This is a genomic window from Alistipes sp. HGB5 (assembly GCF_000183485.2).
In the GTDB taxonomy this organism is placed as follows: Bacteria; Bacteroidota; Bacteroidia; order Bacteroidales; family Rikenellaceae; genus Alistipes; species Alistipes finegoldii.
The window spans coordinates 1-26,161 of the sequence record NZ_AENZ01000067.1 but is presented as its reverse complement, the minus strand read 5'-3'; the positions used below and the strand labels follow the sequence as shown (position 1 = coordinate 26,161).

Below are 26,161 nucleotides of genomic sequence, written 5' to 3'. Positions count from 1 at the left end.
GTTATTCTTTGTAGTTTTTGTAGTTCACGGTGTGAAACGTCGGTTTATGGTTGCACCAGCGGGCCAGTCGCCGCTGTTCGGGTGTGGGGTGTATCTTGCTCTCAAAGTCGCGGTAAGGCTGTGCAAAGGGCTGGCATCCCAGCGCACGCAGTTCTTCGATGCGGCCCAGCGCGTCATCCACGTCCCGAACGAGGACATAGAAAAACATCTTTGCGGGCTTCACGCCGCATTTTTTCAGCCTTTCTATTGCCCTGTGAACGTTGTCCCGGACGGCGGAGCTGTCATATGCCATGCGAATATACTTCGACCACTTCACGCGGGAGAGCAGTTCTGCGATTTCGGTATTCCGGGCGATTTGCCGGGCATCAAGACCCTGGTTGAAGTCCACCCGCACCCCTAACCGGATGATCTTCTCGATCTGCTCCAGTCCCCACCCGGACGCAAGTACGTTGTTGTCGAGCAGTACGGCGTTGCGGCGTCCGCCTAAAAATTCCTCAATGTCGGCATTTGCCCGGATTGCCCCCTCTTTACGGGGGACTACGCACCACGGGCAGCGGTTCACGCATCCGCGGGTCAGGAAACCTACTGCCGCAGGATAATCATACAACCCGTAATCGGGGCAGGAGTGTTCCACTTCTTCGGGCAGGACCCGCGCATAATCCCGATACCCGGTTCCGCCTTTCACGACTTCGCAGGGGAAAACGTGGGGATAGTCGGGAGTGAACGTAAACACCTTTGCCATATACACCCGGTCATACTGCCCGAACATGGGGTCGGCGAACTCCACGCTGTCGCCGTGGACTTTGTGTCATGCGGACAACTTCATCAGCGCGAGGTTCGGGAAGTGGTGGCCGTCTACGTCTATCAGTCCTATTTTCATGGTTTATTGTTTTAAAAGTTCGGTTATTTCGGGGTCGAGGTTCCCGCGGTACTGCATCCGCTTGTCCATGCCGCAGGCCGTCAGGAAATGTTCGCGGCCCTCTACCTTGCGACCGAGCCGGGAGCACGCCACGGCTTTGAGGTATTCGGTCGTCGCGGACTGCTCCAGCCCGTCGAGGATTTCCAATGCCTGCGCGTCATGGCCGAGCGAAAGGAGCGTTACGACGGTGTTGCGGTCGCGGTATTCAAGTAAGTTGTAAAGGGCTTTCGCATACCTGCGCTTTTGCAGCAGGTCCACACCCCGCATATAAGCCGTATCGACCTCGCGGGTGTGAATGGTGTCCTTTATCATTCCCTGCCTGCGCAGGTCGTAACGCAATGTCACGGCCCGCAGCCACGGATAGACGCTTTCTTTAAGATAGCGATAATCCGCCGGGTATCGTTCGCGGATCAGCCGCTCCCGTCGGTCGGGGTCTTTCTCGGCGGCGATCAACTCCAGCATTTCGGCGCGGTGCGGCAGGCTTTCGTCACCACGGATGCGGGTCGCCAGTTCGGGCCAGTCCTCGGCCACCCACCGCACCCGGACGAGCGTATCGACTTCGGGGCCGATGCGCTCCTGCAGGTAGCGTTTGAGGGCATGGGCGCGGCCTTGTGCCAAAGCACGGTTACGGGTAAAACTGCCCTCCGGGGATGCCGTGGCCGTCAGGACGACGCTATCGACGAAAAATTCCTGCTGGGCGATCAGTCCGGCCATGCGTGCCTGAATCTTACCGAGCTGTGCGGTGTTTCTGCCGAGGGTGTCGAGTACACGGGTGTCGTTCACCAAAAACTGAATGTAGTTGCGGTCCTGCACGGTGGCGTACTTGTTTATGACCTTTATTTTGTAGCGCGTCGTGGTATCGACGAACGAGAGCATCGACGAAACGTGATAGGTCAGCGTATCGGACGGGGGCAGCGTGTAGCTGCTGTCGTCGAGGGCCACGACACGGCCCTGTAAGGTTACAAGCATCGTTTTCGACGTTTCGTCTGTCGGGACCTCCTGCGAATAGTAGTACGAGATATGGCCGGGATGGGCCGCCACGCTGTCGAGCCGCACGCCCTCCGGATAGGGATATTTCACGAAGCGGGCGAAAGCGCGGGCTTCGGCGCTGCTGTCGGGTGCGAAAGCCCGGACATACTTGCCGAACTGCCAGTAGTCGCGCTGCTGCACCCGTGAAAACAGCCCGCCCCGAATGGTGATGTCCTGCAAAGCATGCGCTTCGCCGTACTTGTGCAGATAGGGGGTTACGATGACGCTCCGGCATGCGCCCTGCAACTGCCGGGGCATGTCGATCACGAAGTCGATTATGACCTTTCCCAGCCGTTCGGGAAGCGTTCGGGCTTTGGCGCGTATGGTTACCTGCTGAATCTGCATTGCCATTATACGTTCGCCGTTCTCCTGTACTTCGGTCGGCACGAGGTAGAAACGGTTGCTGTCCCATTCGATCTTCAAGGCGGGCGGCTGGTAGGTCTGCTGCTCGCGTTCGCGCTGTTCGCGGCTGACGTGCAACACGTCGGCGCAGTATTGGCGACGCTCCAGATGCCCGGTTATCGAACAGCCGCAAAGCAACGCGGCCAAGCATACGGCAATAGTTTTCATTATCCTTTTCATTTTCTACTGCAATTTATATTCGACCAATCCGTTATCCGATGTGCGCTTAAATTCCGCGGAATAAGACGTTACTGTGAACGTGGCGTAACTCCCTAACCCGCTCAATGATACAGACCCTTTTCCTGTCGTATGGTCGGCTTCAATCTTCACCGTTACGATATACTGCTTTTTTGTCACGGCCCCACCGAAAGAATATATGTCGGCATTGGCCGTCACTTTCACGGTCAGGTCGTCCACTACGGGCTGCGAAGATTCCACGGTAACATAGAGCAAGCCCCCCGATGTGCTGAATGTCGGTTGGAGGTCGGCGGTGGTCTTAATACCCATTACCGATGTGATGATCTCCGCGCTGTGGCCGTCGGTGTCGGTTACGGTTATTTTCAGCGGGTTCGGCCCAAGCATATTTGGCTTCACCCGTAATGTATTTGTGCCGTTCCCGTATTGGGTGAATGTCGTCAGGGGAACGTCGGAGCCATAACGACCATAGTACACGGACGGAACACCTTCCACTTTTACGGTGTAGTTCCCGGAGTAACCGGGTTGTGACACGGTATAGTCGATATATGCCCGGTCATAAACCGTCAGTTCATTTCCCTGCTGGGCATAGGTTATCGTCAGTTCCGGGTTTTTGAATACCGTTGTCAGCACACGCTCCATGCTGAATCCGTATTTGTCCGTAACCGTCAGACGGAGCCGCACGTCGCCCGGCTCTGCCTGCGTATAGCTGATACCGGCCGTTACTGTTCCGTTGCCCGAAAAGAACGGATAAGGCGTACCGGGGTTCCGATTCACGCCGTCGATGGCGACTATCCCCGTCCCGGCGTCGATATGATAGGACAAGTAATAGACATTTTCGGGGTTGTTCGTGGATGTAAGCCGCAGTTCGGTTGTCGCAGGTTCCCCCGGTGCATGGTTTTCGGCAAATGGCGTGACGGTGAGTTCTGCCGTCGATACCCGCCAGTCCACGGTGTTCAGACCGAGGATGCGGGCGTCGATGTTGTAAACCCGGTTGCGGCCGACATTGAAATCCGTCGTGTTGTTTTCTCCGAGATAGATGCGGTACACAACCTGCGTTCCGTCGGCTTCGCCCGCTATGGCTATGTAGGTGGCATGTTCCGGGGCGCGGGTTTGATCTTTCTGCTGCTGGGAGCCGATGCCTGCAACCTCTCCCTGCCTGTTCTCCAATAAATAGCAGGTCGCGGCATAGGCCGTTGCCGACGCTTCGACGGGCGGCATGTCGGCAACGGCTTCGCTGCTCTCGGCGCGGCTGAAGTCAAAGAGAGCCGCCGAACGGGGTGCGCTGCGAAACTGCACGGACTTCACATGAAAAGACTTTGCGAAATCAGCAGCCACGGTGTAGCTGAAATTGACCTTTGCCACGGCGCGAACCAAAGATACGGCGATCTGCGTGTCGCCGCGCACGGTGACGGCCTGCTGCGCGGACATGGGAAAGGGAGCATCCGCGAGGGCCGCAGGCTCCCGTTCGACGCGCAGCGAGCGAACGAAATCCTGCGTCCGCTCGCCCGCGTCGTGTCCGAGGTTGGCAATGGCGTAAAGCGTATAGTCGCCTTTGGGCAGTTCCAGCACGACGGGGCGCACCGGAGCAATATAGACGTGCCGGGCCTGACCGCCGTTTACGGGGAACAAGTACAGATTGATGTCGTCGATGCGGGTGTCGTTCGTCGCGGCGCGTGTCGGGGACATGGCCCCGCAGCGGAATGTCATTGCAAGCTGCTGTTTGGCCTGCGTCGCCGGATTAAGCTCTATGTCCGCATCCGAGCAGGCGCAGCAAAAAAGCATCATGCAGACGACGGTATAAATAAGTTTTTTCATGCTGCTTTTAGAATAAGTAGTTAAAACTGATCTCTGCCCGCGAGGGGCCTACAACCCACCGCTTGTAGTGGTGTATGAAGATGGATTCGTATTCGGGCGGGATGCGGTCGCGGCGGGTGTCTTTCATGTAAAAGACCCCGATGCCGATTTCGGCCGTGACGTTCCAACGCTTCGAGAGCAGCCAAGCATAACCATAGCTGAATCCCAGCCCGGCCATTCCGCCTTTGTAGTAGCGTCGGGAACCGCCGTACAGGTAATTTCCATAGGTTAGCTGGCTGCCGATGAAATGGCCCACGAACGCTTCGTAAAGCCAGCGTTTCGTGCCGATCTGCGCGGCATACAGCCGACAACTGAACGAATCGGAGTTTACGGGATTCCAGTAGGCGGAAAGGTCTAACGTCCACTTGTCCGCGACGGCGGCATCCACTCCTACGTTCACCGTTGCGGTGAGTGCGGCCAACGCGTTTACTTTGGCGCTGAAAAACTGCGCTGCGACCCGATGGGGCTTGCCCCACAAAGCCAGTAGGCAGAGCATTAAGGTGATGATGTGTCTTTTTTTCATGGTTGTAATTCTTTGGAAGCCTACTCCCGAATACAGCGGATAGGATTTGCGGCATAGCGGTAATAATCTGTTGTGCCGATAAATGATGGTACGGAACCCGTCGAGAAAAAAATCGAGGTGCAGGAAATATCGCCATATCGACAAGCCCACGTTCCCCAGTGCATATTGTAGGGCGCATTGGTATAAAGCCGTCCGAGCTGTCCGTTATTCATAAAGCGTGTTTCAACGAAAGTCCCTCCAGTCGGGATATTCGTGGTGCGATTACCGTTGTAATGAATCGTTACATAATAGGGCGACGACTGACTTACCCGCTCGATTCCGGCAAAATCTTCGGGGCTGGGGACTTTCCAACCAACGGGGCACGGGTCATAAATTGATTTGAGGCTTACCTTGCTAATATTGTTGTTGCTTGTCGTGACGTTCCCCCAAAGATTCGGATGATGATTATAAAGCCAATCGGCTACTGATGTCCACTCTTCCCAATCTTCGTACATGGCATCGCTCATAAAGGTTGTCGGGTGAGCAATCGACCACTCCACGGTCATATTGTCATAAGGGCTTTCAGTCCCGGCGTTTCGGGGATAGCTGACAGCGTATTCGAATCCCTCGGCATATACGGCGTCGGCGCGTTTGTTTATATCCTGACAAGTCGCCGGATGCGGAAAGGGGTCTTTGCGGCCCCACTGGTAGTAAAGCCCGCGCGATGAGGGCTGCGTGCAGTCGGTGGTGAGTGCTCCGATATTGCGGTCCATAAAGACAGCCCCGGACGAATAGGTCTGCGCCATTGTTGCCGGGTCGTAATCGACCGACCAGATATGCCACGACCAGATGCAGTTTCCCGCAGCGTCGAACAACCCGATCACGGCGTTGCCCCGCACGGCTCCCGTCGAAAAGGATATACGGCCGTTTGAGTACGCCGCATCTTTGACAACCGTTTCGCTCAATGTCCCCGATTCCCAAAGCACGCGGGCGGAAACTCCGTGAAGCTGCTGCGGCCAGATATTCGTCGTATTCTTGCCGTTGCCCTGCACCGTCGCATCGAACGAATAGCGGGTGTCGAGGGCCGGGGCTATGTAGCAGTTCGCCGTTCCCTTACTGTCGAGGGGTGTTTCCATGACCCGAAAACGGGCATATATGTCGGCATGCGAATCGCGGGGGACATAATTGTAGCTCTCCGACGATGAAAGGAGCCGGGAATATGCGGCGTCGGCGTACCAGCCCACGAAAGCATAGGACCCCGTCGCTGCGGCGGTCAGTCGGCATCCGTCCTCGTGGCATAACGCTGCGGTGCGCTTGCCGCCGCCCTCGTTCGCAGTTTGGGTATATAGGCATCTGTCTGCCGTGACGCTCCCGCCTGCGGAAGTATGGGCGTAAACTATATTTGCCATCGTATGTTTGAAATCGTAAGACTGTGCGAATCCGTATTCGTCGGTCAGCGTTACGCGGTAGGCCAGCGTTGAATTGTCTTTGGTGAAAACGGACGGGCCGTAATCGAGGTAAAAGTAATTACCTCCTTTGGGGTTATAGATTTCAAAGTCGAAGCTGTTATTGCAGTCGGTACGGTCAAATTCGAAATAGTCGCTGTCGCCTTGTGTCACCTCCAGCCGCCCGCTGATAGCGAGCGAGCTGTTTTCGTTCACCATATCGACATGCAGGCTGTAATCCGGGTCGTACACGCAGTAGCCGCCGATATTGCCGTCGTCGAAATCGTCGTACACGGCAGCCGTATATGCCGCGATTCGGGTGTCTGCGGTGTTGTCGTTCAGCAGGGTTATATTGAGCCTGTAATGGCAGTTGGCCCGGACGTTGAAATCGGACGTATTGTTTTCGCCCAGATAGACCGAGTAGGCCAGCACCTTACTGCCCCGCGTGGCGCGGATAAGCAGCCACGATGCACAAGGGGGCGCATTGTCGGCATTCTTCTGCTTCTGGTCGGTGATCGAGGTCCTCACGCCTTGAAGATTGGGCAGCATGTAATAGCTGCCTGCGGCCTGCCGTCCCGTCAGGAGCATTTCCGGGCCGTGGGTGTAGTCGTCGGGATTGCCGGATGCCGGGCCGTTCCCTGCAAAGAGCGCCGCGGTGCTGGGAACGGTGAGCAGTTGCACGGATTTGAGTTCCATGTCGGCAGGTTTTGCGGTGAGGTTGTAGGAGATTTTCGACACGAAGCGTTTAACGTTTATCGGCGGTAACTGCACTACGCTGCCGGACGAACATGAGATCGTCGTTTCCTGTTCGTAAAACATCGGTAGTGTGTCATAATCCTGCTGGTATGTTACCATGTATCGGGAAAGGTCGGCACTTTCACCCAGACTGCGGCCGACGTTGGCGGCAATGCGCATCAGGTAGACGCCCGGAGGGCATTCGAAGCGCAGCGTCGTCGTGGTGAGATAGCGGAATACCACTACGCGGCCCGCTTTGTCCATAAGGTAGAAATTCAGGTCGCGGATCGTCGTTTCGTCGGTCGCGCGGGTCGTCGTTGTCATGGGGGCGGACCTGACGGTCAGTTCTACGGCCACTTTCGACCGTGCGGTCGGCTCGCGGTCGGTAATGCAGCCCCAGCAAAGAGCGAGGGCGAGCAAAATGAATATGGTTTGTTTCATCGGGATTTATGATAACCGCCCGCGCCCCGAAAGGTGCGGGCGGCGGTTAATGAATAGGTTGTTTATGCGCCCAGATCGACCGACTGCGTTACGGGTGTTTCCCACTCGGCGACCGACACGCTGACTTGGCAATCCTGCCCCACGAGACCCGTGATGTTGGCGGCCACACGGTAGTAGCCGTTGCGGGCGATTTCACCCCCGGCCTTGCCCGTGAGGGGAACGGTGTAGACGACTTCCATGCGGTCGGCCGTTGTCGAAGCGTTCCCGTCGGCGTCATAGGTCGCGGTGATCTCCAGCGCGACGCGGCTTGCTTCTGCCAAAGCTCCGTTTTCGAAGATGTAGAAAAGGTTGTTATACTTGCCGGATGCCGCTGCCGGGGCCTGCGTATGGGTGTAGGTCATGGCTCCGGGCGTCGGTGTGGCCGGGGCGATGATCGGCGTCTGGCTGGCGGCACGCACCACCTTCGTTCCCGTTACGGTCAGCGTTCCGGAATACTTGCTATTGAACGACGCATCGACGGAGGTCTGCACGGCGACTTTGGCGACGGTGCGTTTGAGTGTCAGGGCTACGGATGTCGTGCCGCCCTCGGCGATGGCCTTGCTCACTCCGGCCGTCATTACGAAGCCGCCGCTGCGCTTGGCTTTGGTCGAAACCTCGGCGAATGTCCCGTTATAGTCGGCGGCGGATGTTTCCAGCTTTGCCAGCAGCGCGGATTTCGTGGTGACGCCCGTCAGGGACATGTTGGCTACGGCATAGAAGTCGCAGGTCGTTCCGGCTGTGGCGTGCGGCAGGGCGAAGGTCGCGGTGCGGGCCGTGAGTTCCGATGCGGTGAAGTCGCGCAGGGTGATAAGGTCACCTTTGGCGTTGAACACGTACACGGAGAGCGAGGAGAGGGATTTTTCCCACGCTTCGGCGGCCGCGGCTTCGGCGAAGAACGCACGGGTCGGGGTTTCGTCGGTGAACCTCATGGCGACGATTGCGCCGTTGAGGGTGTTGTCGATGTCGGGAATGACAGTCGTTGCATCGTCTTTGTTGCAGGCGATCATCGAAAGTGCGGCAAAGGCCGCGAAAAGAATCTTTTTCATGTTAAATCGTTGTGTTTTGAGTGTAATTTGCTGTGAATTAAAGTTTTGATGTTGTGTTTGTTGTCTGCGGCAGGGCCGCTCCGTCCTGTCCCGGTCCGCACCCTCGGTGCTCTCCGGGCGAAAATCGTCACTTTCGCATATTTTAGGATTTAGGAGGTTATTCTTCCCAGCCGTAACCGAGGACTTCGAAACGCACGTTTTTGTCGCAGTCCTCGGTCAGTCGAAGCGTGCCGTCCAGTTTTATAGTCACGTCCGCGAGGGTTAGCGTCAAGGGAATTACGGGTGTCGTGCCGCCCTCCAGCAGCAATTCCAGAAAACCGTATTCTTTGAGCATCCGGCGACTTATGCCGCGCTTGGCGGCGGCTACCCAGTCAATAGCCGATTCATCGAATCTTTCCATAGCGCTAAACGTGTTGACCTGTTTTCCGTTGTGCTTTGGGGGTGGGCGTCGCTACCTCCGGACGCGGTGATTTCTGCCCGGCTCGCGGCTGTTTCTGACCTTGCGGGGATGTCTGGCCCTGCACCGGGGTTTTGCCTTGCGTGGTTTGGCCTGCGCCGAAAAGGTCAGGTGCGGGAGTTTGTCCCTGCCCGGCCGTTTCGGCGGCCTGCCCCTGCTGGTTCTGCTCCGGCACGGCTGCGGGTGCTTGTCCCTGTCCGGCGGTCTCGGCGGTCTGTTCTGCCGACTGCTTGGGGGCCTGCGGGTATTGGGTCCACCCGTCGGCGGTTTCGGGCATCGAGGAAATGATACGCTCCATGTCGCGCTGCTCGCGCAGTTTGGTTGCCAGCGCATTCCGCTGCTCAATGGTCAATACCTCCATAGGTTTGCGGAAAACCGCGTTGTACTGGTAGGGCACGATGTTCACGCTGCCGTCCCTGTTTACAATCGCTATTTCGCGCACTTCACCGCGACGGAAGCTGTTGATGTCCTCCTGTGTGAGTTCCGTGCCGCGGATGTATCGGGGAACAAAAGCATTTTCAGTATTCGTGTAATCCAACTGCCGCGTATCGAAGTCCCGCGACACGAGCAGAGGACCCTCGGACGTTTCCAGCACGCGGCCGAGGTTGCCGTACATTTCGAGGTTCTTCATATCCGTTTCGGTGAATTTCTGATCGAAAAGTCCCTCGTCGAGAATCCGGGCATAGCTTTTCACATCGACTTTGTAGCCGTTGCCGCTCTTTTTGAGCCGGATTTTACCCTCGCCGATATAGTTGATTATATCGTCATGGTATTTGAGCTTGTGCATCCCCGTTTGTTCGTAATTCTGCAACTTTTGGAGATAGTTCATCTTTTCCAGCCCGCCGAAGCTGTACCCCATGCGGTTGAGCGTGTCCCACGGCATTTCGGCAACGGGGATGCCGCGGGTTTTCATCTTGCACTCGAATTTTCCGTCCGGGTGTATCTTGTAGTTGTAATAGAGTTTCACGTCGTCGCGGGTGGTATTTTTCCAATACCGTTTCAGCGCATCTTTCATGCGTCCGAGCGCACGCCGCGGGAGAACGTAAATGTTGATGGTGGGGTTGTTGTGATACTTCTGCAAATTCTTGTAGAAGTTCAGCGGAATGTTCTTGTCCATGACAAAAAACAGGCTTTCATTTTCCGGGGTCGGGTCCACCGTGCCGATACTCCCGTCGGGGTTCTGGGAAAAGACCTTTGCCTGGTCTTTCTCCTTGTCGTACATCATGCCGATACTCGGCTCGTTGAGTGAATTGTCGTTGGGCTGCTGCGCAGCACCGGGCGACTGTTGTTGTTCTTCTGCCATAATTTGAATTTTAAGTTATTATGTGAAACTGTTTGCTCTGCGAATGTATAGCCGCCATCATCAAAAAGATACTCTTTACGCCCTCGTTCGCCCTCGTTCGCCCTAATTGGCTACGGTTTCGTTGCCTTTAAACAGGTGTTTTAGCTTCGGGTCGTCGGCTATGCGTCGCAGTTCGTCCTCTACGATCTGGGCCGCTTCCTGCTTTATGCGGTAGTAGTTGGCTTCGATAACCTCGGCCATTCGGTCCTTGCCGTTTTCGTCGGTGAAGTCGGAGAGCACGGGAATCGGACGATACTGTTTTTCTTCGGCTTTGACCTTTTCGACATCGACGACAATCTGGGCGTGAAACATTTTCTGCGGAATATTGTCCCCGAAGTTGTCGGCCACGGCTCCGACGAACACGCCCTGCGAAAGATTGCTGATTTTCGACGCGGGGATCACGCTGTCAAGCTGGGTGTTTATCCCCGTGGATTTATCTTCACGGCTGATATTGAGCGACTGCCGCTGCTGCACGATTTTTCCGAAGCGTTCGGAGAGGATGCGGGCCGTGTCGCCTACGACCTGCCCGGCAATAACGTTTCCTACGATATTCTGTATGACTTTGCTTTCGTGTTCGCCGTAATCGCGTGTAAGTTGGGAAAAGTCCTGCATCCCCAGACATACGGCTACGCGGTTGCTTCGGGCCGTGGCTATGAGGTTGTCCAGACCTTTGAAGAAAATGGTCGGCAGCTCGTCGATCACGACGCCGCATTTGAGTTTTCCCTTGCGGTTTATGGTTTTCACGATGCGCGAGTTGTAAAGGCTCAATGCCGCCGAATAGATATTCTGGCGGTCGGGGTTGCTGCCCACGCAAAGGATTTTCGGGGCTTGGGGATTGTTCAGGTCGAGGGAAAAGTCGTCGCCCGACATGACCCAGTAGAGCGCGGGCGAGATAATCCGTGACAGCGGGATCTTCGCGGACGCGATTTGTCCCTGTAACTGCTCCTGTGCGCCGCCCTGCCAAGCATCGACGAACGCACTCAAATAGTTTTCCAGTTCGGGCCGGGCCATGAGGATGGTGAAAACCTCCTCGTATTTCTTGTTCAGCAGTTCGATTGCGTGGGGGAAGGTGCAGTATTTCCCGTTCTGATAGATACGCAGAAACCAGATAATCGCCGTGAGCAGCACGACGGGTGATTCGACGAAAAAATCGCCCTGCTTCTGTGCCCACGAACGGTTCAGACCGATCATTATGACGTAAGCAGCTTCATAGGCATCCGCAATGTCGGTCAGAAAATCGGCATTGATGGGATTGCAGCGGTGCGAGTGGCGGGGATCGTCGAAGTTTATCACGCAGAACTGCGGCTTTACTTCGTACTTGTGCGTGAAACGCAGCAGGTGGTTGTAAGCCAGCATACTCAAATCCGGATATTTGAAATCATAGAGATACAGACTATATCCTTTCTCGATGAGTTGTTTGATGTAATTATTGATTACGGTGAATGATTTTCCGCTGCCCGGTGAGCCGACCACCATGCAGCTACGAAAAACCGCGATATTCACCCAGCCGCGAAAATTTTGTCCCCGATAACGGAACAGCGTCGGCAGGTTCACCGAATATTCGTCCGAAAGCAGGCGTGTTTCCTGCATAAAGGATTCGTTTTCGTCGTTGAAAACGTCGTCCAAGAGGTCGTGCCGCAGAAGCCGCCATATCCATATTCCGGCCGTAAGCATGAGCAGATAACCCGCGAACAGAGTTCCGGTGTACCATGCCACGCGCACGCCGGGCATTGCGTGTATATGCAAAAGCCAATCGTTGAAAAAGTAGAGGAAGAAGCCAGCGAAGCCCGCCGTGATGATATGCGGCCAGCCGATTTTCTGCGATTTAACGCCCCGTGAACCCAGACAGGCGATCAGGAGCAGCAGAAAGGCGAACAGTTTTGAGTAGAGGGGTGAGGAATAGAATCCCGTCGTCTGCTGGAATCCATGCAGAATACGGTCGATAATCCCGAATGTTCAGCCGTTGTCGGCCAGTCATTCGTAACAGAACCAATAAATGTTGGTAACATTGCAGATAATGCCTACGGCCAAAATGAACGCGACAATCTTTGCCAGCGCCCTCAAATCATCTTCTTGTTGCATAAATATAGTTTTTGGTTTCGGCGGCAAAAGTAAGTCGGACGCGACAATTCCCGACGTTGTAGGCTGCCGTTCGCCCTCGTTCGCCCTAATTGGCTACGGGATATGTCTGGAATCGGAAAAAATCTATACCTTTGTAGGCGAATATTCGAAAGGTGCATGCCTGAATATTCATCATAGCCTGTTCCCGGCAGTCAAACGTGGAAATTTGAATGGGAAGCAGGCGGGACGGCTGAACTTCGTACATCGTTTGTGCGGGGTTCGGTCTGACTGTTTCCGGGTTTTCCACGACCTGACTGCCGCAGATTGTTCCCCGTACATTTTTAAGATATTTTGCTACCTTTGTCATTGCAACAAGGGTACGCCCACATACTCGCGGCCTGTTCAGTAAGGAATCGAAACGGCAAAAATTTGATTGAGAAACAGGCGGGACAGGTCGAACTTCGTGCTTTTACGGCGCGGGGTTCGGCTGTCTGTTTCGTGGCTCTTTGCCGTGCCTGATTCCTTTCGCCGTTCCCCGCGTTTTTCTTTTCTTGCCCTAATACGAAGAATGACCGTTAAATTATTATGAATTATATCGTTATCGGTGCAAATTAAACGTTATTCGCATGGGTGATCCGGGTGTTGCTTCCGATAAATAATAATTATGGCTAATTGTTTGATTTATAGAACTGAAAAGCTATATTTGCAATGATTCAAGTTATATAAAGGTTTGTTCAATTCGTTAGAAGAATAACGCAAGTGCAAAAGCAAAGATGTAGGCATCATATCTTTGTGAGGTGATTGTTTTTGGAGTTTTTTCTTTGAAGATTTTAAGTGTAAGAGAGAGTGAAAAGGGCCTGCGCGCAATGCGCAGACCCTTTTGAATTGTATGATCCTCCCGAATTAGTCCTCATAGCAAATGTAACGAATTATGTCATGTCAGCTTTACCAAATGCAGGTTGAATCGCTATTTTTTCGTATATTGGGTAATATTATTGTGGGCTGATTATGAAAATATTTATTTATGTTTGTGTCTTTCTATGCTTGTATTCGTGTTCCGAAAGCAAACACATATCCGAAGAACTGAATCGAACGGAGGAAATAATTAACGATTATCCGGACAGCGTGTTACGCTCCTTGCAAGCTATTGCTCCCGGCAGTATTTGCAAAAAATCGACAAAAGCGCATTACGGGCTTCTTTATTCGCTGGCGTTGGATAAAACAGGGCAAACCATAGATTCCGATTCGATGCTTCGTCCTGCCGTAAACTATTTTCTGCGGAAAGGCACGAATCGGCAAAAGTTCCTTTCTTGGTATTGTCTGGGACGCATGGAATACAGCGCAAATAATTATCAGAAAGCAACCGAATCGTATCTTAAAGCGCTGGAGTATCAGGACCTAATAGATGATCCTTACCTGATCGGAGTGTGTAACTTCGTGTTAGGAGAACTGAATTTGAAGCAGAATAATTATCAAAGGGCTTTGTTTTATTACCAAGAAGCCTACGAAAACTATCAGGCCGCAAATAAGACCAAACACCAAGTCAGCGCTAAAACTGCCATTGCCGCTGTTTACTACATGGAGAACGATAACGATAACGCGCTCCGGGATTATCGGGAAGCATTGAATCTATCCGAACAATTCGGGTATGAGGATTTTCAGGTGTACTGCCTGCGTTGCCTAATCGGGATTCTTTCGAACAAAGGCGTAACCAACGAAACCTACAATTATGTAGGTCGTTTTCTCCAGTTGTCGGATGATTTATCGCCGAATGATTACTGTGTTTTGGGAGAATATTATTTGCGTATCAATAAACCGGACAGCGCCGAATATTATTTGAACGCAGCGATTTCAGCCAATATTGGTGGGCCGCGCGAAAACGATGCGGCAGCTAAAATTCTCCTTGCCGAAACCTATACGATGAATGCAGATTACCGAGCGGCCTACTCGATGCAAAAGGAGTGTCTTGCTTTATGTGATTCGATACATTTAAGCTATATGAATAATTCTGCGGCAGAAACCGAACTGCGATATAAAAACGAGCGTTTGGAATTTGAACGCTACCGCTCCAGCGTAAGACAAAATGTAATTTATATTATCGCTTTGGTATCAGTCATAGCGATCTGCGGCATTATTTATATCTTCCGCCGCAGAAATAAGATGCAGAAACAAAGAATTGAGGAATATCTGACGCTGATTGAAGAACTGAATAAGACCAAATTGCAAATACCCGATGCCGCAAAAATTAGTGAACTGCTTAATACGCGCTTTCAAGTCCTGAAAGAACTTGCAAAGACCTATTATGAGTTTGAAAATTCCCCGGCTCTTACCAAGAAAGTCAAAGGCATTTTATCCGAAAAGATTTTGGATAAAACGATAATGTCGGATTTAGAGAATACCCTGAATCAACAATACGATAATGTGATTTCTAATTTCAAGTCCGAATATCCGAAAATCAAGCCATGTTTCGTGGAATTGCTTTGCCTGCTCTATGCCGGATTTTCACCGCAACAAATAAGCGTCATTACCAATGAAACGCTAAAAACAATATACATGCGGAAGTTCCATTTGAAAAAGAAAATAATGGCTTCGAGTATCACAACAAAAAATGCGATTCTCAATATTATTTCGTAAATACCAGAGAACTAATACTTTAGCAATCAGACTTGTTTAAATCAAAGATTTACCGCTAATGTGCTGATTTAAAATGCGTTAAAGCAAAGCCCGAAAACTGAAAAATTTTCGGGCTTTTTTGTGTGCGTAACTGTTTGTTTTTCAGTCGAAATCACTTTGCGGTTGAAAAATTTTAGAGGCTCTGATTTCTTGGTTTTCGGAAACAATCGCTCTACTTTTGAAATGTACGAATATCTCATACTCACTTTCAAATTTAAGCCTATGAAAAAGTTCTCTCCCGCAATGTCTGTAATTGTCGGTTTGTTTATGCTATTCGCAGGTATTTATTCGGTCTATGGCGGCGGCAAGACGGCAGTTATTGTCAAACAGGTAAAAGTCGGCGGCGGCCCCGTCTGCCTATCGGAAAATATCCCGCTCGTATTCTATGATAGTTCTATGAGTATAGTAGAGGTCATTGCATCGGGCGCAGAGAGCAAGACGGGGCAGTTGATAATTTCCGGCAACTTTGGCACGGTTGCATGTGAACGTTTCGACCTTTTCAATGGAAAAAGTATCATTCCAATCCCCGAACTGGAACCGGGATTTTACACGATTGAACTGTCAATAGACAAAAATGTTTTCGCAGGCGATTTTTTTATCGAATGACATAGAATGTAGGACAAAGAAAGGGGAAACGAATAGATGACAGAAGCAGCAACTAACTTTTTGTCTGACAGCTAATCCACTAAACCAAAACTCTCTGTGAGTAACGTCTTTGTTTGCTCACACAAAAATCACTACCAACTTAAATTTCAAGGCCATAAAAAAAGTATTAGCATTAATCGTATTGTGTTTCATCGCATTTAATAGCCATGCGCAATTAAAGTATCAGAACGGCTATTTGGTTTATAACGCTATGGAGCGTTACAACGGATATATGACCAACTGGGAGGGCTGGGCGCATTGCTGGAAATTCGGGAATCGAATGATTAAATTCGACCTCGGCCCCGCAGATTCGCGCGTTTCCAGCAACTCCGACAAACTCGTACTCTACGATACGGAGAACGGCGGTTTCATCGACCTGTACGCCCGCAACGTCTATACGAACTCCGACGCTGCGTCGAAAACAAATATCCAGTCGTTAGGCAGCGCAACGGCAACCCTCACGCAACTGCGTCCCGTGTCGTTCGAATGGGCCGATAAGGCGCATTATTTCAAGACCAGCCGACGTTCGACGGGCGTTTCCAATCCCAAAGAAATGGGATTCATTGCCCAGGAGATCGAGCAGGTACTTCCCGACATCGTGGCCGTGGATTGCGAGGGCCACCGTGTCGTAAATTACAGCGCATTGATTCCGCTGCTTACGAAGTCTATTCAGGAGCTTAACGGCCAGATCGAAACCCTGAAAGCAGAAATCGAAGCGCTCAAATCTGGAAAATAATTAAACGATTATTATTATGAAAAGAATACTGAATATAATCGGTATTTTCTTTCTGTCGATAATAGTTTTCACTGGATGCCAGAATTTTACGGAGGACGAAATGGAAATGTCCCCGCAAACAAGGGCACAATTAAGTTCCGGTACGCACTATTATTGGTATAAGGGGAACAAAATCCCGATTACAATTAATACGACAAAATCGTACATTCTTTTTGAATCCTCCGATGAAGCGAATTTGCAGTTACCTCTCCTGAACTCCAAATCGGGATTGAGTGCGGCAAAAGTAACTTTATCTTCCCGGCTCCAGTTGCAAGATGCAACACGATCAGCGGCCAACGATAACCTGTATTGGGCCGAAGTTGCAACTGCGGACGTAAACGCACAAGATAAGGCATTGGTTTACAGCGCACCTTATTTCAAGACTTCCGACGGCGCTGATTTGGGTTTGAGCCATTTGTTTTATGTCAAAGTGAAGTCCATACGCGACGTAAGAATCCTGACAACACTTGCAACGGAGAATAAGGTAACTTTACTCGGAAACAATGAATACCTGCCGCTTTGGTACACGCTTTCCTGTACGAACGAATCGCTGGGAAACGCGCTGGAAATGGCGAATAAGTTTTATGAAGATGGCCCGTTTGCCGCCTGCCAGCCTTGTTTCATCAGCGAGGACGAAACTACGGCAGCCCCGAATGACCCGTTGTTTTCCGCTCAATGGGCGTTGAAGAATACGGGGCAGAATCAAGGAACTGCAGGAATCGACATCAACTATCTCCCGGCCAGAGAGGTAACGCAGGGAAGCAGCGATATTATCGTCGCGGTATTGGACCACGGCACACAGTTGGATCACCCCGATTTGAATGTTTCGTCGAAAAGCTATGACACCGAAACAGGGAGGTCGCCAAGTCAGATTTGGGGCAACCACGGTACAGCATGTTCCGGAATCATATCTGCCAAAACCAACAATAATCTGGGGGTTGCGGGCATCGCCCCGAACTGTCCCGTTATGTCGATCAGCAATCAATTAATGGGAACATCGGATGCTCCCCAGAAAAGGGCTGACGGATTTAATTGGGCTTGGAGAAACGGTGCGTCTGTTATTTCAAATTCTTGGAGATCATCGACGTTCTCGGAGTTGTTAGAAGATGCGATACAGTCGGCCATGACAAATGGACGTAACGGTCTGGGGTGTGTCGTAACTTTTTCTGCAGGTAATTATGATTCGAATACCGTGGGCTATCCTGCGAGATCGTTGCCCGATATTATCGTCGTCGGAGCGTTAAGTCTTTCGGGTAAACGTAAATCCTCAACGACTATTGATAACGAAGGCTGGTGGGGAAGTGATTACGGAACGCAGTTAGATATAATGGCTCCCGGCGTTCTTATTTATACTACGGACCGAACCGGAAGTGTCGGGTATGTTTCGGGCGATTATATGCCAAATTTTAACGGCACATCATCGGCTTGCCCGCATGTTGCCGGAGTAGCGGCTTTGATACTGTCGGTAAATCCGAACCTGACCCAAAAGGAGGTAGCCACGATCATCGAGAAAACAGCCCGCAAGGTCGGCGGATATAGCTATTCGACGGTTAGCGGCAGACCGAACGGCACATGGCATACAGAAGTTGGTTACGGCCTGATCGACGCCTATGCTGCCGTAATGGAAGCTCAAAATGCAAGTACGACGGTCTATTTCAATGACAAGACAGTTACCACGAATACGGTAGTTTCGGGCAGCGAAATATCTGCGACGAACGTAACCGTTAAGAACAATGCCAAGCTGACGTTTACCAACGCCAAGAGTATTATTATCACTCAACCTTTTACCGTCGAACTCACTTCGTCATTAGAACTTTCTTTACAGTAATTTTTACCGATAAGGCGGAGAATCGGATTCTCCGCCTTTGGTTTTTATAGGATTTTCACCATGCAGACACGCCATCAAGACCGCTCCGCCTATTTTGAAGAAACAGCCACCTCCTGCCGCAATTATTATCTGCCTTATATTGAACAGCATACGTCTTTGAAATTCGGTCGTAAGTGCCGGGTAATGGAGGTCGGTTGCGGCATTGGCGGCATCCTTTCTATTTTTGCGGCAATGGGGGCCACGGTAACGGGAATAGATATTCACAAACCGTCAATCGAAACCGCAAAGACACTTTTCGCCGAAAGGGGGTTGAAAGGAACGTTTATCTGTTCGGATATTTTCGATTACAGCGACACACAACCTTACGACCTGATTATCCTACACGATGCGTTGGAGCATATTCCCGAAAAGGAGCGGTTGATGTTGCATTTAAAATCCTTTCTGAAAGCTGACGGCCTTTTGTATCTGGGATTCCCCGCATGGCAAATGCCGTTCGGGGGACATCAGCAAATGGCGAAGAACCGGATTATCGCCAACTGTCCTTACATCCACCTGCTGCCCCGACCTCTTTTCCGTTTCGTGTTCAGGGCATGCGGCGAAAAGGAAAGCACGGTGAAATGTTTTTTCGAAATCCGGGATACGCGCATCACTATCGAGGGTTTCCATAAATTAGTAACGGCAACGGGACTACGCATAGTGAATCAGCGGCTATATTTCATAAACCCGAATTATCAGGTGAAATTCGGATTGAAACCGCGCATACTATCTCCCGTTATCGGGAAAATACCTTATGTGAGAAATTTTTTCACGACGACCTGCTACTGTCTGCTGGCAATGCAGGAGGGGGCTAATTAACCTCCAGATCGAGCGATATTTTCGCTTCGTTCGGAACAGACGGAACCAACTGCGCTACACGCCATTTCGGGGCTTCGGTGGTGTCGTTCAGCAGAAAGGTTACGGAATATATATATTGAGCATCCGCCTTTACAAAGTTCTTTTTGACGCTTTCGATTCCGTTTGTGGCCTGTCCTGCAACCAAAAGGAGCGTGTTCTTTTCGAAGTCTATATCTTCGGGCAATTTGTCGTTGGGAAATATAAAATCCGCCAGTTCCGCCTGGCTGCGAATCACGATCAGTTGATTGGCGGGCGTTTCAGCCCAGTTCCAAAGAGGATTCAGCGTATAATCGGCGCAGGACAAAGTAGTAGCCTTTCCCTGTGTATTATCATCTGGGGTATCAGTCTTTGTTTGATTCATCTCCACGGACGTACAACCCGTCGCGGTAAACAGAGCCATTGCGATAAGACAAACGATCTTTTTCATAGCTTTGGTTTTTCAGTTTGACGATCAAATAGCGTTCCCGATTTTTATTTCGGCACGGCATCCTTGCGCATATCGTCCGAAATATAAGGTATTCATTTACAAAGATAAGAATTTTGGATAAGAAACAAACTATTTGAACAAAAAACAGGAACCCTGCGGTCCCGGTTTGACATTATTGCAGCTATTTCCAATTTGGAAACAACTGCGTCGGTCAATCTTTGTCTTTTTCGCCCTCGATCTGCTCGGTTTTTTTGGCGGCCAATACCTGTGCGGCGTTGATGGGGGAAACGACCGAGTGGCCTAACTGCTTTTCAAGCTGTGTCCGCGCGGCCTTTGCCACGCTGCCACCGCTTCGGGCGACTTTAACATTCTGCTGGAATCCTTTGGGACGGCGTTGTTTGGAAATCTCCGTAACGGACGCTTCGGCCAGCGTATTCAACGCCAATTCGATATTGGTCATGTTGTCGCGCAGGTTTTCCTTTTTCAACCCTTTGAACTGCTTGTAGGATTTTGTCGTGCGGTCCGCCCACGCTTGGGTGATAATGTCCGTCAGAGTTGCGAATTGCTGGCCCTCTACGCCCCGGCGCTGCCATTCGTCGGTGAGTTCCTTGCGGACCTCCATGCTTTTCAGGCGTTGGTTTATCCAATTCTCGGAATATCCCAGCCGTTTGTAATCGGCCATTGCCTGCTCGATGGACATTTCGGGGTCCTGCATCTGGTCCAAACGGTCGCTGGCGACCTGCGCCATCCATTGTTTGAAAGGTTCGGCCTTCGGCGAGGGGATCGACTGAATCAGGCGGAAAAGCTGTGTCGTGTCCGCCACGTCGGTAAGACGCATCTTTCCGTCGGCAGCCAGCATTTTCAAACCGTGACAATTTGTCACGGTTTCATTTCCCTCCGCTTTAAGTCGCTGTTTGAGTTTACGCCAATAGGCGGCGGCATCTGCACTTTCGGTCAGAATTGCGACAACATCGACAATCGCAAAATACCATTTCTCGGTTTCGTCGTCCCAGACGGTCCGCACCTTGCGTTCCTCGAAAAGTTGTATAGCTTGTTTTTGGGTCATCTGTTTGTAACTTACCGATTAATGCTTTATGACATGAACAATAACATTTTCCGTTTCCTCGAACGACTGCTTAAATGTATCAACATCACGTATGACCCCTAAATCATATATTATGAAAAGCAGATTGTTAAACTTTGTTTTGTAGGCCAAAATATCGTCGTTAATTTGTTGAATAAATGTCTTTTCTTCTGTCTTACATAATTTGATCTCTACTGCTAAATCTATGCTATTAAAACTGAAATCAGGAATATACGCTTTTGACGAATAATCTATGTGCGGTCCCTCTCTCTCAAACTCAATATCCGCTCCGATTAAAAGATTTTCAAATTGATCTTGTATTTCTTTTTCACGTTCAGGCTTGGTGCGAATAACTTTTCTCAATTTATGTTCTGACAATGAAAGAACTTTCATCAAATCTCCGGTAGCTTGTTTTTCGACTGATGCGCAGTAAACAGTATCAATATCATTTGCATCAAGGTAATCTTTTGCGGCTAACAAGAATCCATTAGCTTGTTCAAGTTGCTCTACATAGGCTTCCTGATTGTATGCTTCCATTGCCCCGTCAATATCCCAACCTCTATATATGCGTTGCCCATGAAATTGCCACGTAAGATTCTTAATATTACAATAATAATAGGAATCAGAACCGAATATTTCTTCCAAAAAGACTAATGTGTTAGTCAGCCATCTTACATGTTCCGAAGAACCGCGCCGACCTAATTTTAGCGTATGTATAACCTCTATTTGTTTATCTAAATAGCCTAATGCCTCATGTTTTGTCCACTTCTTCATGCTCAAATTTGGATAGGATTGAATCTAAAAGAGAATTAAATTTTTACCCTCTTTCTTTCGGGAGTTGTTTCTTGCTTTGCTGTTTGTAGTAGTCGAATTGTTTACGGCAAACATCCTCTACAATATCGCGCAACATTTCAGCTTTGGGCATCAGCAGGTCAATGTCCTCTTTAGTGATTTCGAAGTCCGGATTATAGCGGGATTCGATATAGGCACGTTGTAAAAGTTTAAAAAGCCTTTCTTCCTCTTTCGTGTCGCATGGAAATACTTTTGCCAGTTCCAGTGTATAGGGCTTGCACCTCTCGATCAAAAATTCAAGTTCATGTTCTTTATACCCGTAAAGAATGTAAACTAACGGAATAGACTTTAGGAAACTTTCCGATGCCTGATGAAGAAAGAACGAACTATCTTTTATTTCATTATCAGCATAGGCAATTTGAGTATAACGGATAAATCTTTTTCCGCGATTGAATTGAGTATCGTAATATTCTTCCGCCATTTGCAGAATTTCGGAATAATTCAACTCGCACGGTGTGGCTAACTGACATTCTCCCGAATCGTAAAGCACAATTCCCTCGGTCAGAATATCGACATAGAAATAGCGACCCTCGGAAAGAGCATTATTAAATTTGGTTATACTTTCGTTGATAATCTGCGGACGGGTTTGGGTATCTGCATTTTTATTTTTTAAGAAACTGGATTTAACCCGGCTCGATACTGTAACCGTGCGCGAACCCAGCCTTTTTTTCGAAACAACCAAAATATCATAGTCGCTCATATATTGGATTTTACCACCGCCGTAATCCCGCCGTATATCCAGTTCAACATAGGTGTTGCGGGCATAACTGCCATACAAGATAATCATTACGACATCCTTTACTTCATCGCGGATCAGGCCGACCAGTTCATGTAAATCCCGCTGTTTACGTTCGGGCAGAAAATCAATGGATTGCTTCATACCCACAAATTTAGCAAGATTTTTCCAAAAACACACGGCCGGACTGCGTTAGATTCGATTTTCTTTGTATATTTGCCTTACGATTCCTTAAAGGCAGTTTCGTTGAACCGGGGCAACATAGGTTGTCCGAGAACAAACTGAAAAGGCAATTACCATGCTAACTTTAAGGAATTATCATAGCTCGGCATAGCCGACGGACATAATAAAGAGCAGCAACTCTTTATACCGCACCACAAACATAGGAACCTCTTTCGGGAGGGTTTGAAGCTGGTATAATGGTTGTCAGTCCTTGTTATGTCCTGCTTGCATTTTGCGAGCAGGACGGCAAGGGCGCAGGACAGCTACCAATTTCGGGTTTCCTATGACCTGTGGTGTGGGGCTGACACCGCGCCCCCTTTTTATGCCTATCCGGGGCGCATTTCCAACAATCCACACGAATCTATGGAAACCCGTTGCGTCCTGCCGTCCATGCGTAATATCGCCGTCCCTGCGGATTGCACCCGTCCCCAACTTGGGGCCGGGCGGAATCGGTATGTTTCGGCGGCTCCGGCATGGAACCGGACGCCGGGTCTTGCCGTGCAAAATAACAAATCCCGCCTTTCGGTCGCAGCTAATAAATCCTGCCTGCAAGGTTGGCCCTTTAAAATCTGGTCTTGCTGTCCTGCTCCGTATGGAAATGGCACGCATGTTTGCGCGGCACTTACGGGCGGCCGGATCATTGCCGCCCCTTTCTTCGCCAAGAACCCTATATCCCTATATTCCCGGTCCGATGGCCGGGAAACGTTAAACCGTCGGTCAGCGCATCATAAGCACAAGATTGCAAAAGGGAGTAATCCGACTGGCGGCGGAACAGCCGTAACAAACCCGACAAGTAGGACGGGTGGCACGGAATTGCGGCTGTTCCATTTTTGGGACCTTTCCCTCGCCCCACCAACCAATCGAAATACGTACCGTTCCAAAGAACCGCCCCGGCGCATGAGGTAACGCGGCCGGGTTCAGGGTGCAGCGTCGAATTAGATTTTTTCATAATGGTTAGACCCCGCAGCGACCTGCACCCTGTTTAAAAAACGAATAAGCACGGGGCGGGACTTTCTTTTCCATAATACAAAGGCTTGATACGTCGAAAATTTGTTCCGCCCCGTTTTTTACAGATTATGATAGAACAGCACACCGAAGAAGAACAAACCCTGCGGGCCATTAGCCACTTTTACACGACGCAGGTTAGTATCTGCATCGCGGCATTGGGCCGAATGCGGTCCGCGGAGCTTGCCGACAAAAACATCATCCTGCGGGCCATTATGTGCGACATGCCCGACTGCGGCATCTGCGCCGACCCCACGGCCGAAGATTACGGCGTCGATTTTTGGGTTGACCGGGCGGAATATGTCGATGATCTGTCATTCAACCTTTATGTCACGCAGGCCGAAGAGAACGTGCTGTGGAACATCGAGAAAAAAGGCCAAAAACCGGGGCGTCTGGCGGCTCCGCAGCAGCGGATCACGGTTCGGACCGACGGGATAAGCAGGCCCCCGTATATCCCGCTTATCTACCTGACGGTATTAAGTTCCAAACTGATGGCGATGGCCATGTCGGACGTGCTGCCGGAAACGGATTTGTCCACCTATTACGACGAGCGGATGATGGCTGCCATGAGTGAGCACATGACAGAAGCATTGGACCGGATCGTCGCAATGCAAAACGGGGAGGAAGATGCCCAAATGCCGGTAAGCTGAAACACCGCGGCTGGGGCTATGAAAATGAAATAACGACAACAAACTGTAAAACATGGGATAATAGAATCTACATAACGGAATAAACTGCTGATCTCCAACAAAACGCCCACTTTGTAAGACCAGATTGTCATGCAGATTTAATTTCGTGCTGCGGCACGGGGTTTAGGTCTGTATATCTGGTGGGTATGGGCGTACCTGTTTGGAGTAAACAGCACTTTCCCCGTGCTTTCTGTTTCCCGCACGTTCGATTATGAGAAAAGGCTTGATACTCGGATTCGTCGGCAATAATCCCAAACATGCGCGTCGTCTGCCTGACGATGCCGTCGGGCAGTTGATCCGCGGCAATGTTCCGCTGGGTTACAGAACGGTTTTGACTGGCATCGAGGGGAATTTTGAAATGGGCTGTGCGGCTGCGGCCCTGCGGCTGCGCGGCGAGGGATTGAAAATAAAGCTGCACATAGCCGTAACACGGGGTAAGTACAAAACGTACCTGCGTTATAAACGCGACAATCTCCGGCTTTCGGAAGCGCACCGCATCATCGAACAAGCCGACAATGTGGAAATTATCGAGGGGAAAACTCCGCTGGAAGCCGAAAGGCTCCGCGACCGCCATGTCGTCGATAAGAGCGATTTGCTGTTCTATTATTCTACGCAGTTGCGCGACGATTTCCGAAACAAATTCATATCCTATTATCTGGAACAGCAGCACCCGCGGAAAAATGTCTGCGACTTGTCGGACAAGAGCGGCCGGGCGTTCGTGGCAAAGGAAGCCAGCTTACGCTATATGCGGGAACGGGATTTGGTTGTCATAGCGAATAGTATTGATAAAATCTACCTGCAGGACTGGCTTGCGCCTGACACGGACGAATTGAGGAAGTATTTCAGAGCACCCAAAGAAACCGCCGTCGTGCTGCTGCGCGATACGGGAGTCTGCGACCCGAAGCTGTTGCCCCTGCGGGTATTTTTCTATGCGCTTTCGAATTCGGTGATAACGAATCTTGCCCTGCCGGAAAAGTGTTGGAGGGAGAGCCGCGAATACTTCGATACGTTCCAAAATATCCTGCGTATTATCCGGCTTACGCGGGCGCACAACATCGAAATCCCGGACTTCAATATCTTCGACTTTCCGCGCTACGGGGAGATTATGCGCCGGATTTTCCAATATCAGGAGTTGAAATAACAAGAACGCTGCATGCTGCGAAAATTACTGAACAGACTTTTCGGCCCCTTTTCTTCGGGCGGCGTAATCCCTTTGGGGGAGTTCCTGATACTGCTTCAAAAGAGTTACGCCTATCTGCGTAAGCATCGTTACCGGGTTCTGTCTACCGAACTGCCGGACGACCTGCTTCAAAAGTGGCTGATGCCGATGCCGGACGAGAAGCAGGCGGAGGAATACAAACGCAGTTTTGCCCGCCAAAACGATACGTTGTCCCAAACTCAACTGCCTGTGTTCGTGTTCGACCACGTTCTACAAAAACGCTTCAACCGGGATATATCGACATTCGACGACGCCGAAATGGAAATCGCGGGCGGGGATTTAAGAATATATATCCTGCTGCTGAATTACATTTTCGGAATGAGGGAAGCGGGACGGCCCCTGATCGAGTTCGATATTTTCGACGTGGAGAATTACGACGCAATCATCGAACGAATCGAAGCGCAGGAAACAGAACGGGAATAAAAATCCCGGTCCGCAGTATAGCGAATAAGGTTGCATGTTCTCTGTTTTTTTGCTATATTTCAGATCAATTCCGGCAATTGTATGAAATATCTGTTATCTCTTTCAATGGTTTTGCTCCTATGCGGCTGTGGCAGCAACAGGCAAATCGAGCAAGAATTGTCTACTGCGACAAGATTGTTACGCATCGAACCGGACAGCTCGTTGCGCATCATCGAGAAC

At 50.6% G+C, this 26,161-nt stretch carries 20 protein-coding genes and 1 pseudogene; 8 read left to right on the top strand and 13 right to left on the bottom strand.

What is annotated here, in order from left to right; all coding sequences use genetic code 11:
- Position 1: 1 nt before the first annotated feature.
- The 9 genes and pseudogenes from HMPREF9720_RS11625 to mobC form a co-directional block, all read right to left on the bottom strand.
- The gene (locus tag HMPREF9720_RS11625; protein WP_244990102.1) at positions 2-742 is read right to left on the bottom strand and encodes a radical SAM protein; all 741 of its coding nucleotides are present in this window, start codon (positions 740-742) and stop codon (positions 2-4) included.
- Positions 743-883: 141 nt separating this feature from the next.
- Positions 884-2,518, bottom strand: a complete 1,635-nt coding sequence (locus HMPREF9720_RS11620; RefSeq protein WP_009598568.1) for a hypothetical protein — start codon at positions 2,516-2,518, stop codon at positions 884-886.
- Between the two features lie 15 nt (positions 2,519-2,533).
- Complete coding sequence (locus HMPREF9720_RS11615; protein ID WP_009598562.1) at positions 2,534-4,363, bottom strand: DUF4906 domain-containing protein; 1,830 nt, start codon at positions 4,361-4,363, stop codon at positions 2,534-2,536.
- Between the two features lie 7 nt (positions 4,364-4,370).
- Positions 4,371-4,925 carry a DUF3575 domain-containing protein gene (locus HMPREF9720_RS11610; RefSeq protein WP_009598547.1) on the bottom strand — a complete coding sequence of 185 codons (555 nt, stop codon included), beginning with the start codon at positions 4,923-4,925 and terminating at the stop codon, positions 4,371-4,373.
- Between the two features lie 20 nt (positions 4,926-4,945).
- Complete coding sequence (locus tag HMPREF9720_RS11605; RefSeq protein ID WP_009598550.1) at positions 4,946-7,525, bottom strand: DUF4906 domain-containing protein; 2,580 nt, start codon at positions 7,523-7,525, stop codon at positions 4,946-4,948.
- Positions 7,526-7,587: 62 nt separating this feature from the next.
- Positions 7,588-8,610: a fimbrial protein gene (locus HMPREF9720_RS11600; RefSeq protein WP_009598551.1), complete on the bottom strand. Its 1,023-nt coding sequence runs from the start codon at positions 8,608-8,610 to the stop codon at positions 7,588-7,590.
- Between the two features lie 157 nt (positions 8,611-8,767).
- Complete coding sequence (locus HMPREF9720_RS11595) at positions 8,768-9,010, bottom strand: DUF4099 domain-containing protein (protein WP_014776097.1); 243 nt, start codon at positions 9,008-9,010, stop codon at positions 8,768-8,770.
- 4 nt (positions 9,011-9,014) lie between these two features.
- A complete protein-coding gene (locus tag HMPREF9720_RS11590) occupies positions 9,015-10,370 on the bottom strand; it encodes a DUF4099 domain-containing protein (protein ID WP_009598572.1) in 1,356 nt (451 codons plus the stop codon).
- Between the two features lie 102 nt (positions 10,371-10,472).
- Positions 10,473-12,491 (bottom strand): annotated as a pseudogene (gene mobC, locus HMPREF9720_RS11585) (conjugal transfer protein MobC).
- A gap of 987 nt (positions 12,492-13,478) precedes the next feature.
- On the opposite strand from mobC, the gene HMPREF9720_RS11575 reads away from it, so the two are divergent.
- From HMPREF9720_RS11575 to HMPREF9720_RS11555, 5 genes are all read left to right on the top strand, one after another.
- Complete coding sequence (locus tag HMPREF9720_RS11575; protein WP_009598569.1) at positions 13,479-15,104, top strand: tetratricopeptide repeat protein; 1,626 nt, start codon at positions 13,479-13,481, stop codon at positions 15,102-15,104.
- A gap of 261 nt (positions 15,105-15,365) precedes the next feature.
- Positions 15,366-15,749, top strand: coding sequence for a hypothetical protein (locus HMPREF9720_RS11570; RefSeq protein ID WP_227042945.1), 384 nt, complete (start codon positions 15,366-15,368; stop codon positions 15,747-15,749).
- Positions 15,750-15,999: 250 nt separating this feature from the next.
- The gene (locus HMPREF9720_RS11565) at positions 16,000-16,524 is read left to right on the top strand and encodes a tail fiber domain-containing protein (RefSeq protein WP_015546644.1); all 525 of its coding nucleotides are present in this window, start codon (positions 16,000-16,002) and stop codon (positions 16,522-16,524) included.
- 16 nt (positions 16,525-16,540) lie between these two features.
- On the top strand, positions 16,541-18,391 hold the full coding sequence (locus HMPREF9720_RS11560; RefSeq protein ID WP_014776092.1) for a S8 family peptidase: 1,851 nt from the start codon (positions 16,541-16,543) through the stop codon (positions 18,389-18,391).
- A gap of 60 nt (positions 18,392-18,451) precedes the next feature.
- A complete protein-coding gene (locus HMPREF9720_RS11555) occupies positions 18,452-19,246 on the top strand; it encodes a class I SAM-dependent methyltransferase (RefSeq protein WP_009598561.1) in 795 nt (264 codons plus the stop codon).
- Here the strand turns inward: HMPREF9720_RS11555 and HMPREF9720_RS11550 are convergent.
- The 4 genes from HMPREF9720_RS11550 to HMPREF9720_RS11535 all read right to left on the bottom strand — a co-directional run bounded on the left by HMPREF9720_RS11550 (position 19,239) and on the right by HMPREF9720_RS11535 (position 22,528).
- A complete protein-coding gene (locus tag HMPREF9720_RS11550) occupies positions 19,239-19,712 on the bottom strand; it encodes a hypothetical protein (protein WP_014776091.1) in 474 nt (157 codons plus the stop codon). The two genes, HMPREF9720_RS11555 and HMPREF9720_RS11550, sit on opposite strands and share 8 nt — an antisense overlap.
- A 211-nt stretch (positions 19,713-19,923) precedes the next feature.
- On the bottom strand, positions 19,924-20,778 hold the full coding sequence (locus HMPREF9720_RS11545; RefSeq protein WP_009598564.1) for a BRO-N domain-containing protein: 855 nt from the start codon (positions 20,776-20,778) through the stop codon (positions 19,924-19,926).
- Positions 20,779-20,796: 18 nt separating this feature from the next.
- Entirely contained in the window at positions 20,797-21,570 is a 774-nt protein-coding gene (locus HMPREF9720_RS11540) for a hypothetical protein (protein ID WP_009598548.1), read from the bottom strand.
- 43 nt (positions 21,571-21,613) lie between these two features.
- Complete coding sequence (locus HMPREF9720_RS11535) at positions 21,614-22,528, bottom strand: HEPN domain-containing protein (RefSeq protein WP_009598558.1); 915 nt, start codon at positions 22,526-22,528, stop codon at positions 21,614-21,616.
- A gap of 1,154 nt (positions 22,529-23,682) precedes the next feature.
- Here HMPREF9720_RS11535 and HMPREF9720_RS11530 point away from each other — a divergent pair.
- From HMPREF9720_RS11530 to HMPREF9720_RS11520, 3 genes are all read left to right on the top strand, one after another.
- On the top strand, positions 23,683-24,261 hold the full coding sequence (locus HMPREF9720_RS11530) for a hypothetical protein (protein ID WP_039940580.1): 579 nt from the start codon (positions 23,683-23,685) through the stop codon (positions 24,259-24,261).
- Between the two features lie 250 nt (positions 24,262-24,511).
- The gene (locus tag HMPREF9720_RS11525; RefSeq protein ID WP_039940578.1) at positions 24,512-25,441 is read left to right on the top strand and encodes a hypothetical protein; all 930 of its coding nucleotides are present in this window, start codon (positions 24,512-24,514) and stop codon (positions 25,439-25,441) included.
- 12 nt (positions 25,442-25,453) lie between these two features.
- Positions 25,454-25,942: a hypothetical protein gene (locus tag HMPREF9720_RS11520; RefSeq protein ID WP_014776085.1), complete on the top strand. Its 489-nt coding sequence runs from the start codon at positions 25,454-25,456 to the stop codon at positions 25,940-25,942.
- The last annotated feature ends 219 nt before the right edge of the window (positions 25,943-26,161 follow it).